At 29.4% G+C, this 15216-nt stretch carries 12 protein-coding genes; 11 read left to right on the top strand and 1 reads right to left on the bottom strand.

The features are described from left to right. Positions 1-380: 380 nt before the first annotated feature. The 8 genes from H8911_RS10010 to H8911_RS09975 all read left to right on the top strand — a co-directional run bounded on the left by H8911_RS10010 (position 381) and on the right by H8911_RS09975 (position 8159). Positions 381-1370: an ABC transporter ATP-binding protein gene (locus H8911_RS10010; RefSeq protein ID WP_186999557.1), complete on the top strand. Its 990-nt coding sequence runs from the start codon at positions 381-383 to the stop codon at positions 1368-1370. Between the two features lies 1 nt (position 1371). Then, a complete protein-coding gene (locus H8911_RS10005) occupies positions 1372-2157 on the top strand; it encodes an ABC transporter permease (RefSeq protein WP_217285034.1) in 786 nt (261 codons plus the stop codon). Between the two features lie 3 nt (positions 2158-2160). Next, the gene (locus H8911_RS10000) at positions 2161-2952 is read left to right on the top strand and encodes an ABC transporter permease (protein ID WP_117992585.1); all 792 of its coding nucleotides are present in this window, start codon (positions 2161-2163) and stop codon (positions 2950-2952) included. 16 nt (positions 2953-2968) lie between these two features. Continuing rightward, on the top strand, positions 2969-3667 hold the full coding sequence (locus H8911_RS09995) for a radical SAM protein (RefSeq protein WP_186999555.1): 699 nt from the start codon (positions 2969-2971) through the stop codon (positions 3665-3667). A gap of 70 nt (positions 3668-3737) precedes the next feature. After that, the gene (locus H8911_RS09990; RefSeq protein ID WP_147334716.1) at positions 3738-4058 is read left to right on the top strand and encodes a hypothetical protein; all 321 of its coding nucleotides are present in this window, start codon (positions 3738-3740) and stop codon (positions 4056-4058) included. Positions 4059-4873: 815 nt separating this feature from the next. After that, positions 4874-6319 (top strand): AlbA family DNA-binding domain-containing protein, encoded by a 1446-nt coding sequence (locus H8911_RS09985; RefSeq protein ID WP_186999554.1) that lies wholly within the window; start codon positions 4874-4876, stop codon positions 6317-6319. 413 nt (positions 6320-6732) lie between these two features. Then, on the top strand, positions 6733-7311 hold the full coding sequence (locus H8911_RS09980; protein ID WP_255466351.1) for a type IV toxin-antitoxin system AbiEi family antitoxin domain-containing protein: 579 nt from the start codon (positions 6733-6735) through the stop codon (positions 7309-7311). Then, a complete protein-coding gene (locus tag H8911_RS09975) occupies positions 7311-8159 on the top strand; it encodes a nucleotidyl transferase AbiEii/AbiGii toxin family protein (RefSeq protein WP_186999553.1) in 849 nt (282 codons plus the stop codon). The genes H8911_RS09980 and H8911_RS09975 overlap by 1 nt, the downstream gene beginning before the upstream one ends. Positions 8160-8534: 375 nt before the next feature. On the opposite strand, the gene H8911_RS09970 is transcribed toward H8911_RS09975, so the two are convergent. Next, positions 8535-9797 (bottom strand): hypothetical protein, encoded by a 1263-nt coding sequence (locus H8911_RS09970; protein ID WP_186999552.1) that lies wholly within the window; start codon positions 9795-9797, stop codon positions 8535-8537. A 145-nt stretch (positions 9798-9942) separates the two neighbouring features. Between H8911_RS09970 and H8911_RS09965 the strand changes: the two genes are divergently transcribed. The 3 genes from H8911_RS09965 to H8911_RS09955 all read left to right on the top strand — a co-directional run bounded on the left by H8911_RS09965 (position 9943) and on the right by H8911_RS09955 (position 14529). Continuing rightward, entirely contained in the window at positions 9943-11574 is a 1632-nt protein-coding gene (locus H8911_RS09965) for an ABC transporter ATP-binding protein (RefSeq protein WP_217256462.1), read from the top strand. 93 nt (positions 11575-11667) lie between these two features. After that, the gene (locus tag H8911_RS09960) at positions 11668-12777 is read left to right on the top strand and encodes a helix-turn-helix domain-containing protein (RefSeq protein WP_186999550.1); all 1110 of its coding nucleotides are present in this window, start codon (positions 11668-11670) and stop codon (positions 12775-12777) included. A gap of 132 nt (positions 12778-12909) precedes the next feature. Continuing rightward, positions 12910-14529 (top strand): ATP-binding cassette domain-containing protein, encoded by a 1620-nt coding sequence (locus H8911_RS09955; RefSeq protein ID WP_186999549.1) that lies wholly within the window; start codon positions 12910-12912, stop codon positions 14527-14529. Positions 14530-15216: the final 687 nt, after the last annotated feature.

Below are 15216 nucleotides of genomic sequence, written 5' to 3'. Positions count from 1 at the left end.
TACTTTTCATAGTGACCTCCTATTGTGTTATGGCATCGACACCATAAGTGTTTTTAATCAATTCAATTATGAGTCGTAATCCACGTATTGACAATAGGAGGTCACTTCATATTATCTCAGTGGATTATCAGTGGATTAATAGTAACATAAAGTGATATGGATTTCTTGTTTTATTCTATTTTCTAAACGTAATTTTTTAACATTATTCTTCATATTATAATTTTAGTATTTTAAAACCATTTATATACTCATTGATTGGATCAGCACACATTTATAATAGGTATTGATACACATATAAAGTGTAGCAATCATATAGTTAGTAAACATACGAATGTTGAATTTAGAATAGTTGTTTATATAATATGGAAAGGTGATGATTGATGGAAAACATTATAGAAATTACGAATGTACGGAAAATATATCGCACATATCAGAAAAAGAGTGGGTTAAAAAATATGATTAAAAATATTATTTATCCTGACTTTAAAGATTTTATAGCTGTGGATGATATGAGTTTTTGTATACGTAAAGGTGATATTGTTGGCTATATTGGACCAAATGGTGCCGGAAAAAGTACCACAATAAAAATGTTAACAGGAATCTTGATGCCAAATAGTGGAATGATTAAAGTGTTTGGAAAAAATCCTTTAAAGTACAGAAAGGAAAACTCTAAACATATTGGGGTTGTTTTTGGTCAGAAGAGTCAGCTTTGGTGGGATATTCCAGCTATAGAAAGTTTAGAACTGTTAAAAGAGATTTATAAAGTTCCAGATTGTGATTTTAAAGATAGAGTAGAAAAATATTCTGATATGCTGCAGGTAAAAGAATTTTTGAATTTGCCAGTAAGACAGATGAGTTTGGGCCAAAGAATGAAGTGTGATTTAATTGCAGCATTGATACATGATCCATCCATATTGTTTTTAGATGAACCAACTATTGGTTTGGATGTGGCAACAAAGGATAGGTTAAGAGAATTTATTTTGGAGTTAAATAGAACAAAGAAGGTAACTGTATTTTTGACAACACATGATATGCAGGATGTGGAAAAATTATGTAATCGAGTAATTTTAATCAATCATGGGCGAATGTTATATGATGGGGATTTAGAGAGTGTAAAGGAAAAATATATACGGTATCGGAATTTAAAAGTTGTATTTAATAAGACGTATTCTATTGATGAATTAAAGTTTTTAAAAGACTTTCAAGATCTTCGTATACAGAATTTAGATGATAAAACTATGCTGATTCAATACAATTACAAACTTTATTCGGTTACAGATATTGTGAGTTGCTTATTAAAAAATACAGAGGTTGCAGACTTTTCAATCAAGGACCTAGAAATAGAAGATGTAATTAAAGAGGTATGTTAATATGTATCGTGTTTTATGTGCTTATTTAAAACAACAATATTCATCTTTAACAGCTTATAAATCTGCTTTTTGCATGACATTAGTCAATGTGTTTATACGAATCTATGCCTATGCAATGTTATGGATGACATTATATAAGCAGAATGCTTCTTTGTTTGGAAATATTGATCTAAATCAAATGCTGCTTTATAGTATATTTTCAATTTCTTTATCACAGGCATTTACTTGGTGGGATGGTCCACATATTTATGTGGAAGAAAATATAAAAAATGGAAGAATTATATGTGATTTACTCAAGCCAATGGAATTAAAAACACAATTGTTTTTGAGAACTCTTTCTTCAACGGTGGTTAATCTTTGCATTTTCACAATTCCTTCCTTTTTAATATCAACTTGTTTTTTTAAACTAGAGCTAAATGTGAATATAATTGGAGCTTTAATTACTTTCGTGCTTGGCTTTTTATTGTTGTTCTCAATGAATTATATTTTATCTTTAATTTGTTTTTTAAGTCTTGATCTAGAAGGATATCTCTATATTTTTCATGCTCTGATTGCATTTTGTTCAGGACAAGTGGTTCCTTTATGGTTTTATCCGGATTTTCTTTTGGGAATAATAAACTGGTTACCTTTTAAATATGTATTTTACGAGCCATTGCTTCTTTTTATTCGAAATGGCAATCTCTGTCAAACCGTTTGTTTTCAAGTGATTTGGATTTTTATATTATCTTTGATTGGACGCTTTATGTGGAAATGCGTATCGAAGAAAATCGTTGTACAAGGAGGTTAGGGTATGGAAAGTATTCAACTATATTTTGATCTAATAAAAGCAGGCTTAAAACGATTTGCTGAATATCGTTCAAGTTTTATTGCAGGATTCTTCGGACTTATCATGATCAACGGTTCTTCTATTCTCTTGATCTGGGTCATGTTGAAAAACTTTCATACACTAAATGAATGGACTTTTTGGCAGATAGTTTTTAATTATTGTTTATTCTTATCTTGTTTAGGATTTCATAATACTTTTTTTAGACATATTAGTGATTTAGAGAATCATATTGTGAATGGAACATTTGACCGATTCCTATTAAGACCGGTGAGCCCTCTTTTACAATTAGCATCTGAAAAGATTAGTATTACAGATTTATGTGATTTCACAACGGGAATGATTGGAGCTTTATTTGCGGCAAAAATGTTACATATCCAAATTACAGTTGGTTTTATGCTTGGATTTATAGTCTCAATTATAAATGGAGTGTATGTATTTACCGCAATTCTTTTTTCAGTGAGCTGTATATCTTTTTGGACCATGAAATCAAAATCTATTTTATATAGTACAAATGAAATACAGGAAAGTGTACAACACTATCCAATAAGTATATTTAATAAAGCATTTAAGTTTATTGTTACGGTACTATTACCGTATGGTTTGGTAAATTATTATCCATCTTTAATTCTGTTAAATAAAGTGAATGTGCATTGGGTGTATGTCATTATGATTGCTTTAGTCGACATGATTTATGGTGTGATAGGAGCCTTTTTATGGCGAAGAGGACTGAAAAGATATAATGGTTCAGGTTCTTAGAAAGTAGGTGATGAATATGGATGATAGACTAAATCATGAGCAAAAAATGTTTTCAAAAACAAATTGGGAATTTACCAAGAAAATTGTGGAAGGAAATTTTGAATCTCAAGTTAGTCCTATATTAACTTTAGATGTTTCTAAAAAATGCAATTTTCGTTGTAACCATTGTGTTGACCAAGAAACAGTAAATAAAGATAATCTTGAAATAGATTGGGGAATTTTAAAACAACTATTAGTTGATTTGAAAATGCAAGGATGTAGTTGTGTTGAGTTAACAGGTGGAGGAGAACCTACTACATATACTCATTTTAAAGATTTGATCAAGTTACTATCATTACTTCAGTACAGAATAGCATTAATATCAAATGGGAGTAACTTACATAAATATTGTGATGATATTATAAATGCACCTTTTGATTGGATTAGAATTAGTTTGGATTCTTCAAACGCACATACACATTCAGTCGTTCATGGATGTGGTTTAAATGTATTTAAATCTATAACGGATTCTGTAAAGAAAATTGCTAAATATAAAACTGTTGGAATTAGCTTTTTAATTCTTCCAAACAATTATAAAGAAATATATAATTGTGCAAAATATGTAAAAGAATTAAATGTAAAATATATAGAGGTAAAGCCTGAACTTAATTTTAAAGATAAAGAAATTACTCAGATTGATGATAAAATAAAAGAAGAAATAAAAAAAACAAATTAATAAAATTAAAAATGAATTGTGTGATGATACATTTTCTATTATTTATCCTTCATCAATCAACTATTCCCAAATGAATCAAGAAAAAAAGTACACAATATGTGAAGCATGTTATTATAGAACTGTATTAACACCCAGTGGCATTTATCCTTGTTCATATTTTAGAGGATTGACTGACGGCACAGAAATTCCTACTAGTTGGGAAAATATGGTCAAAATAAGAAATAGCGAGATTAATAAAATTAATCCATCCAAACAATGCAAACATTTTTGTGCCAGAAATAAAATTAATGAATGTATTAATATACTTTGTAGAATAAAAAAATATGCACCAGAATTTATAGATTATCTGGGATGGCCGATAGATTATGGCAATGACATAGAATGGATGTAAAAAAACAAGATTTTGTTAGATTTTGCTTTTATAAATAAGTGTCAAATTTTATTGAAAAGATTTACAATATTAGACGCGGATAAGTGATCATTTAATAATGTACACCTCTGATTACGCTTTGGTATAATTTTTGAGGTTTACAAGTACGTACATAAGTGTTAATCAACATGAAAGTAAACAACAAAATAGAAATAGGTTTCTTAAATGCTCTCTTTATATTGAGAAGATTGCAGGTAGTAGGCAGTATTAAGGTACATAAATCAGAAATTGTAAGAGAACCTGGTGTTTGGTGATGCCCTCTTGTACTCAATATGTACTCACAGTGACTCCAAAATGAGTACACAATTTATTGAATGAATTATCGGGACCGACAGCTCATATGACTGTATAAGCAAAAAAACACCGAAATTAGAATAAAAAAGCAGATTTACATGTACTATTAGGCACAGTTGATCTGCTTTTATTTATTGTTATTTTTGTTTATCGTATGTAATCCAATCTGAATCCCACGTGTTTTTATATGCATTGAATTTTCTCTTGTTTAAATGCCCGTCTACATCTTTGTATTTCCATCGAGTCATGTTTCTTGCATTGTTTAAAGCATGATCAGGTATATATAGAGAATGCTTTTCTCTTAAGTCAATTTCTTTTTTTAAAGTGAATAATTTTTTATTGGAGAAAATGCAAACGTTTTGTTTTCTTACTTGCTAGGAAAGGAGGCTGGAACGTATAATGGTATTGATGATACAGAGATATTTACTCTGGAAATAGAATTATTCGCACCAATGGTGTGAGTATAGATTAGGAGTGAAATAATGGCAAAAGACACTATATTTTCGGGAGAATCGAAAAATATTGAATATAAAGTTACTTTACCAGATAAAAGTGAAAAATACATGAAGACAATCGTAGCTTTTGCCAATACACAAGGTGGTAAGCTGATTGTTGGAGTGGATGATAAAACACATCAAATTGTTGGTGTTGAAAATGATGTGTTGTTTCAATTGATGGATGGAATTGCTAATGCAGTTTCTGATTCCTGTGTGCCTCAGATTATTCCTGATATTGAGCCACAGACAGTAGATGGCAAAACAGTTGTTGTTGTATCTGTAGAAGCGGGGAAAAACAGACCGTATTATCTGAAATCAAAGGGAAAAGACAATGGTACTTATATACGTGTGGCAGGTACATCAAGACTGGCATTTCCGGAGAAGATAAAAGAGCTGGAAATGGAAGGTGCTAGAATCTCATGGGATGAACTTACCTGTGTAGGTTATCCTGTTCCAAAAGATGCTACGGAGAAGCTTTGTCAGGATATTGAAAGGTTCCGAAAAAAAGCAGGAATGCCGAATCATTCTGTAAATAAAGAACAACTTATAAATTGGAAAATCTTAAAGCAGAGTGAGGGACAACTTCTGGCAACAAATGCTTATGCATTGTTGACATCAGATTATTTTTCGTTTTCAAAAACGCAATGTGCGGTGTTCAAAGGAACAGATCGTGCGGTATTCTTGGATAAGAGAGAACTTAAAGGACCGATTTATACACAAATCGAAGAAGCTGTAGATTTTGTATTGAGAAACATTCGACTCGGAGCAACAATCGACGGATTGGTGCGAAAAGAGAGATATGAGCTACCACCGGAAGCAATCAGAGAAATGATCATTAATGCCCATTGTCATCGTAACCTGTTGGATGAATCTTGTATTCAGGTTGCAATTTATGATGACAGGTTGGAAGTGACATCGCCGGGAGGCTTATATAACGGATTGACTTATGAGGAAGTCATGAATGGTCATTCGAAAATTCGTAATAAAGGCATTGCCAATATATTTAGCCAAATGGGACTTGTTGAGGCATGGGGAAGTGGAATAAAAAGAATTTTGAACGCTGCTGAAGAGTATGGACTTCCGAAACCTAGATTTCAGGAGTTCGATAATATGTTTCGTGTAGAATTATTCCGTAATTTATTTCCGATGATGGAAGAAAGCAGAGACATCGGAGAAGCATCGGAGAAACATCGGAGAAGCATCGGAGAAGTATCGGGAATAGAACAACAAATAGAACTTAACGATACGCAGAAAAAGATTATTAAACTGCTTTTGGAAGATAATCAATTATCGGCTATTAAACTGGCTGATAGAATAGGTATTGCCAGTCGAAATATAGAAAGTAATATTAAGAAATTAAAAGAGCTTGGTATTCTTATACGACATGGATCGCCGAAAAATGGTTATTGGGAAGTTACTTTGACATATTAATCTCAAAATAATGGAAGTGGAAGAGTACTTAAATAGTAGCTTTTAAAAGAGAATACATGTGAAATAATTTAAACCATATTTAGATTTGCTTGTAGGTATCTAGCTGCTACCAAAATGATACCAATAGAAATAGTTAAGATATATAATACATGTTAATTGTATATAAATAGTGTAATTTGCGTATATATAGTAAACAATAATGTTTATGTTACAACTTTCTTTTCCGAGTTCGAATAATTCAATAAACATCAAAAGTCCTTTATATAAGGGCTTTTTTGTATACTGTTTTTGGCCGTGAGTACAAAATGAACACATAAATTATTGAATATGAATAATTAAATAAATTGAAGTCAATTTACATTCTTACTAATATAAAGTATAATATTAGCAAGAATGTAAAAGGTGGTGAGAGTATGGAAGGAGTAATGGATTCTAAAAAAATTGAGGTTTTGAATGTTAAAGAATTAAAGAATGTGAATGTATCGAGACAGTCTATTTATAATTTTATAAAAAGGAATTGTATGGAAAAAGTTGGCCCAGGTATTTATATTTCAAAAGATGTGTTGGAAGATGAAGCTTATGTTTTGTCACAGCGTTGTCCAAAAGGAGTTATTTCTCATGATGATGCCTTATATTATTATGGTCTGGTTGATCGAGAACCTTTTGTGCATTGTATTACAATTTATAGTGGATATAATCCTTCTGCTTTAACAAACTCTGGTTATAAGGTTTATACAGTGAAAAAGGAACTTTTAGATTTAGGAAAGACTACAATCACAAATCAATTTGGTCATGAAATCCCAATGTATGATTTGGAAAGAACAATCTGTGATTTAGTGAGAAGTAGACGTAATTTCGAAATTCAGGATTTTAATATGGCGATTAAAACTTATTTACAAAGAAGTGATAAGAATCTTAATCGTTTAATGGTGTATGCAAAAGCATTTCGAATTGAAAAGATAATTAGACAATATATGGAGGTTTTATTGTAATGTATCTAACTCCAGCACAAATAAAAGGTAGAATTAAAAATGTTGCCAAACAAAATGGATCGGATCCTATAACTTTGTTACGTATTTATATGATGGAGCGTTTTCTTGAAAGAATAACGTATTCTAAATATAAAGACGATTTCATTGTTAAGGGTGGAATCTTGGTTACTTCTATGATTGGTATATCGATGCGATCGACTATGGATATTGATACAACAATACGTAATTTTGATTTAACCAAAGAAGAAACCACAAGGATTGTAAATGAAATTAAAGATATTTCTCTTGATGATCACATTGAATTTATCTTAAATGATGTATCTGATATCATGGACAATATGGAGTATCCAGGAATAAGAATTCATATGGATGCAAAATTAGAAAATTTAATAGTACCAATCAAAATAGATATATCAACAGGTGATGTGATTACACCTAGAGAAGTAAGATATGAATATCCGTTGTTGTTAGAAGACAAATCAATACAACTGTGGTCATATAATTTAGAGACAATACTTGCAGAAAAAATTCAAACAATTCTTTCTAGAGGATTGTTGAATACACGTATGCGTGATTTTTATGATGTAACGACTTTATTTGATCGTTATAACGATTCAATAAACTATAATGATTTATCATTGGCATTTGATAAAACATGTAGAAAAAGAGAGACACTTTCTGTATTAGAGCATTATGAAGAAATATTATGCTCAATAAGTGAAGATTCAACATTGCAGAATTTATGGAAGAATTATTGTCGCAAATATAAATATGCGAGTCATATTGAGTTTTCTACAAATTTAGAAATAATAAAACAATTGATGAGTCAAATGTTAGAAATTGAGTGAAACAATATTTTAATTGTATGTATTGTTAGAATGAAATGGTTTGTACTCAATGTGTACTCACAGTGACTCCAAAATGAGTACATAATATACATAAATGATTTGGAATATAAAATAATACAGGAAGTAATTGTGTAAATGACCATATAATGTATATGTTGCATGGATTTAAAAGTACACAAAATTGAGTTTGAGTAGAGATAAAATGAATAAAAAGTTCCTTATATAAGGCACTTTTTATTCGGTTATAGGCTATTTTGCTACCAAAATGATACCAATAATATAGAGAGCATGTTCCCGATGAGAAATTGAATGTGTATTTTATATCTAATATTATTATTAGTTTGATAAATAATTACTCGTTCGATTTCCGCTTTTTCAAATTGGCAACATATCACTGGTTGAATCTAAATATGTTTTCAAGTCTTTATAACGCTTGGTTTGTTCGACAAGCATACTTAGTTCTTCATAAAAGAATTGTTTATATTTCCCCATAGTATTATCGATTATAATGGGTACTTTATTCACTATAAAATAGGATAGTTCATCATTGTCGGTTTGATATTTATATTTCAAAATGAAGTAGTTCAAAAGATTTTCGTATTGGCTATCACCTTTGTATACTTCTTTGGATTGTATAAAGGATTTAAGTTGATTGATTTTATTTGTCTTTTGATAAGAAATGCATAAATCGATACCTACAATATTCGCATAAGGTGAATCCATAGCTATATATTGTTCAAAATAATTTATGGCTATATCGTACATATCAATTCTAAAGGCTTGTAGACCGATATTTTTTAGAAGTTGAGATGTTTTAATTTTAGGTATGTTTGAATTGTGTGCTTCTACTGTATGATTTATTTGAGAAACTAATTTTTCAAATTTTTCTTTTTCTGTATTTGAAAAGGCAAATCCTTTTAGAGAATAAATGTCGAGAAGACGAATGTAATTGTTTTTAATGGAATATTCCTCTTCTAAATCTTGACAATAATCAAGCATTTCAGACAATTTGGATTGATTATATAAAATCATCATATGGTTTCCACGATTAATCATGCTGTTTGAATTTTTAAAATCAAAGTAGGAAAAATCATAAATACCACTAATTGTTCGTTTCTTAAAAACTAGATCCATCATGACTTCATAGAGGTTAGAATTGATAATGTTTTTTAGGGAAATAATATATTCAGTGCTTTGAAGAGTCGGAAGTTCAAATGAGGAATAATAGGTGTAGATCCATTTGAAACACTCGTAGTATTCATGAAAGAAAATGTATTCTTTGAATGGATTTAATTGTTTTACATGGGATTCAGAGATGGATATAAGCTTTTCTAAATTATAATAATCGCAAGCATTTAATAAATCAGAAAAAATGGAAGTTGGCAGGAATTCTTCAATACAATAATCCGTATTAAATTTTAGATTCACCTTTTTTAGTAATTCTTCATAAATAGAATCGTTTTTAATAATAACACCCTGTTCTATTTTACTAAGTGTTTGTCGAGTGCATATTGGCTCATTATACTCATTTAACAAAAAAGAATTTTGTGATAGATGTTTAAATTGTTGAGTTCGATATACATGGATTAGATATCCAATTTTCTTCTTATCGGAATCATTGATCTTTAAATAATGCATAGTATTCCTCACTTCATAATTTACTTAATTTTAACATTTTTTATATTTGCGTAGAAGAATCAATTGTTGAAATAAAATGTTAAAAAAGAAAGATAACGGGATGTGATAGGTATATACTATTAAACTAAGTAGGGGATGGAAGAGAATGTTCCGATATATATTGAGAAATAAAAAATATTTTATAGGGACACTGTGTACTAGTTTATTTGCGGGTGTCGTACCTTTATTTTTGGCGTATGTAATCCAATTAATATCGGATGTTGCATTTAATAATCATTTTGAAAAAGCAGGTACATGCCTTTTTGCAAGTGTTTTATTTCTTGTGTATACATTGATGACGACTTCTATTAATTCAATAATGAAGTCAACTTATAGGAAAAAATTAAAAACAGATTTGGGTGAAGATCTCTATTCTAGTTTGATGAATCAATCGTATTCTACGTTTAAAAAAGAGAAGATTGGAAATCAGTTATCTCTATTTACTAATGATATAAAAATGGTAGATGAATATTACTTTTATCCAATATTAAGTATGATTGTTGATATCATTGTGTCTGTTATTATTTTAATATACATTCTTCGCATCCATGTATTTGTAGGACTCATGGTGGTTTTGATTGCAGTAGCAACACTTTTGGTACCGAAGATGATGGAAAAAAGATTGAAAAAGTATTCGAACCAATTGTCTTCTTATTCAGGTATATATAATTCAAAATTAAAGGAGATATTTCAAAATTTCGATATTATATTGGATTTGGGCGTTCTAAAACAGTTCGTGGACAAAGGAAAAGAATGGATTGAAAACATGGAATATAAACAAAGAAATGTAAATATGGCAATATCTTTGACGGGAAACTGGGCTAATTGTATTGCGGCCACTTTTCAATTGATTTTCATGTTGCTGATTGGATTGATGATATTATATGGACATTTAGATATGATATATATGATGCCAATTGTAAATGTTTCTAATAATTTTATTTCGAATTTAAATGATATTTCAAGCAATCTTGCTGGATTTAAGTCGGTGTCGGACGTGAATTCGAAATTACTGAATATTATCGATTCTCATGGACAGGCAAATAAGTTTGTATCGAACTATGATGGAAATATCTATTTGGAACATGTATCTTTTGGCTATACTGAAAGTAAGATGATTATTGATGATTTATCTTTCAAATTTGAAAAGGGGAAAAAGTATGCGATTGTTGGTCCGAGTGGGTCCGGAAAATCTACAATTTTAAAATTGATTTTAGGATATTATCCAGTTCAAAAAGGAAATGTGAGTGTTTTGTATTCTAAGAATGTTTCTATGATTCACCAGGAAAGTCATATATTTGATGACACGATCCGAAATAACTTGAATATGGAGCTTGTACAAACAGAAGAAATACTGTTAAATTGTTTGGATTTTGTAGATTTACCAGAATTTAAATTAGACCAGAATATTGGTGAGGATGGAAGTAATCTTTCTGGTGGGCAAATTCAACGAATAGGAATTGCTCGTACAATCGCACATTTAAAAGAGGTACTTTTGTGTGATGAAATAACAGCAAGTCTAGATGCACAGACGGCCATCGAAATTGAAAATCGAATATTGGATTTAAAAGAAGAAACTGTATTATATGTAACACATAAATATTTTGACGAAACACTTAAGAAGTTTGATTGTATCCTTGTATTTAAACAAGGACGGATTGTTGAACAGGGATCATTTGAAGAACTTATGAAAAATAAAGAGTACTTCTATAGCCTAAAAAACAAGGGACGTATTTAGAACCTCTTTCAACATTCAGTGATGAGGTTCAATTCGTGATATAATTAGGAACAAATAATGAATTACTTTTTGGAATTAGTAGGTGGGCAGTGCATGAATGATTACAGAGGATTATTGATTAAGAAACAACGAAAAGAGTTAGACATATCATTAGAAGCTTTATCACATGGGGTTTGTTCTCCTTCATACCTTTCTAAAATTGAAAATAATATCTTGGTCGCAAATGATGATATATACAATTTGTTGTTTAAAAAATTAGGGATTTCTACGATGGATACAATTAAAGAAGAAAAAATTAAACAGATGTTGGATCTTTTCTTTAAATACTATATGTCATCGGATTCAAAAATATTTAAGGTAATGGATGAATTGTTGGAATATAAAGATGAGGTTCTGTCATCCTGCTTATTTATTCAATATCAATTGTTTTTACTGTATGCTTCCGAAATGAATTCTCAAATCAATATATCACTTGCTGAAGTGGAAGCGTATTATTCATACATGGATGATTCGCAAAGAGAATATTTTAATTTGTTTAGATTATCTTCTGGAAATATGGAACTATCTGATAATGAGGAATGGATATTTATACGAAGGTTGAAGGCCAAAGCCAATCTATATGCGTATCAAAAAAATACTTTTGCGGCATACGATCTGTATAAAACATGTTTAAATTATGCGATTGAATTAGGAAATAAAAAATTGATTGCGGAAATTCTTTGCTCATTAGGATGGCTTTGTCTTGATATAGATTTAAATCAGGCTGAAAAATATTATACAAGTGCGGCTCAGTATGACTCACAATATAAAATGTTGGCTTTTTTTAATCTAGGAGCAACTATGATACAGCATAAGGATTGTATGGAAAAGGGTAATCAATATTTAAAGAAAGGATTAAAATCATGTACGGATGACTTTTTTGCGGTCAACTTTGCAGTCAAATATAAAGAGGCTTTATTTGTATATGCAATTCTAAAAGAGAATATACACGACGCAAAAAGATTAATCAAAGAATTGGATGATTCTAAGTATATTGATGTTTTCTCTATGATGCTAAATGAGGATTATCAATTGAATGTAGACTATCGGAATCGATTAAAAGAATTAAAAAATGATTCTTCTTTATTTAAATTTTTATTCATAAAAAATTGTGAATATTTGCATAAATATAAAGAGATTTGTGTCGCAAATAATTTTATTTAATATTAGTTTTGTGCAAGATCACACGATAAATTGAACTTAATAAAGACAAGAAACCCATTTATTTCTCAATGACTGTTTCTTGTCTTTTCTTTTGTCTTGAAAAATAATAACCCTAAGGAAAAGGGGGTATTTATGTTTAAACTTGTTCAGAATCATAAAGTATTATATTTTATTTCGCTTATTCTCATTGTTTCATATTCAGTAGTGGATCTATTGAAATCAATCTTAATGAGCTATATATTTGATGATCATCTTCTAGATTCAATTTCAAGCCTTATAGTGATCGTATTGGTATTTTTAGGTGTCTATTTAATTGTTTCCTCTTTGCAACAATATGTAGTGGAGGTGTTGAAGAATAAAATAAGTTATAGTTTAAATAAAAATTTGTATCAATCGTATGCTTCCAGGAATATAGAATCATTTCAAAAAAAGGATAGCAGTGAAATATTGAATGAATTTAATAATGAAGTGAATGTGGTAATTGATAATTATGTTTCTTCAAAACTAAATGTGTTCTCATTAACCATTTCATTGATATTGGGAAGTCTATATATCGCAAATCTAAGTGTAGAAATATTAATGTTTCTGCTCCTTTGTGCTTTTATAACGATTTTTATAAATAGTATTTTTAAGAATTGTTTAAAGAAGAATCAAATGAATTATTTGGCTTCAATGAAGCAATGGCTTTGTTCTATTAAAAATCTGTGTCGCTGTTTTAATGATATAAAGGTTTTAAATTTGGAAAAAGTATTTTGTGACAATCTGGACATTGAGAATAAGAATTTAGAACAAAGTACTCTAAAAAATAATGGATTTATAAAAATACTTACTTCTATAAATTCTTTTATTTCTCAAGCCATGTTTTTTTTGACATTGCTCTTTGGCATTGTATTAATACATTATAATCGATTAACAGTTGGACAATTATTAGGAATTGCACAAGCTAGTAATATGGTGATCATGCCAATCGTTAATTATGCAAATCTTCGAAACATGATTCAATCTTCTAAGCCAGTTCTACAAAAACTGTTGGATAATTCAATGTGCTATGAAGAAAATAAACCAATTGTTTTTGATGAACAAATTCATGACATTAAGATTAAGCATTTAAGTTATTCTTATGGTGCTCGTCTAATATTGGATTTAAATAATTTGGTAATAAATCAGGGAAAAAAGTATTTAGTCATTGGAAAAAGTGGAGATGGTAAGAGTACGTTTTTAGACATTTTAACAAAGCAGAAGAAAGTAGATGGCATTTATGTGAACGATAAGGATTTGAAGGATGTTCAATTTAGCACATATGCCGAAAAGTTTTCTTATGTGAATCAAAAAAATGACTTATTACCGTTTTCCTTTGAACAAAATATTACTTTAGGAAGGAAAATGAGTAAATATTCCTTGAAAGATTTAGTAACTATATTTAATTTAGAATCAATATTTGATAAGGAAAGAGACAATCTTGATTTTGAACATTTGAATTTAAGCGGTGGAGAGAAGCAACGTATTTGTTTGGCAAGAGCGATATATAGAAATAAAAAATGGCTTTTCTTGGATGAAGCTTTTTCTGCAATCGATAAAGCAAATTCAGATCGAATACATCAATTCATTTTATCCAATCCAGATCTTACAGTACTATCTATTGAACATAAAGTAACAAAAGAAACAGTTTCTTTATACGATAAAGTCTTACTGTTTGAAAACAAAAAGATTGTATCTATGGATGTAGAAGAATATATAAATAGTATCTTTTAAGAAGAATAAGTGTCATTTATTTTAAATCGTATTTAAATTCATCCCAGGTATCTACCTGCTACCTGAATATTCCGTGTTGACTATGCCACCATGGAATTTTCATGAATTCAGAAACATAAAAATCATTACCAAAATTATAAAAAAATTAAAGCTTTGGTAATGATTGATGCACATGACTTTTATCTGTTTTTATATATATAATAAAGCTCCTTATATCTTCTTTGAATTAAATATACTTCCTCTAGATCAGCTAGATAAAATTTCTGAAATCCATATGAAAATATATTTTGGCTATTTTGAAAAATAAACTCAATATCTTCTTGGTATTTTTTATTACATAAATAATTAGGCTCTTTTAACTTAATAGTCAATGAATTTGATATCTTCTTTAAAAGATTTGATATTTTACTATCTTGTTTTGAGGCGAATTCATTTATCCAATTAATATAATAATTTGCTTTTTCATATTCTTTTAATTCGGTATATAAATATCCAAGTTTATGAACTACAAAAATTAGATAATAAAAATCAAGCCTAATTCATAAAATTTTGTGTCTTTCCATGAAGGACACATTTTTTGATGATTTTCCACGACAAAAAGATTGGATTTCTCCAATTTTTTAAATTTTTGTTTATAATGTATTCAAGACTACCTTTCATATGTGGTCTTGTTTTTGCATATACCGT

The organism is Holdemanella hominis (assembly GCF_014306155.1).
Lineage (GTDB): Bacteria > Bacillota_I > Bacilli_A > Erysipelotrichales > Erysipelotrichaceae > Holdemanella > Holdemanella hominis.
The sequence above is the reverse complement of the archived record's forward strand: the minus strand, read 5'-3'. Positions and strand labels throughout refer to the sequence as shown.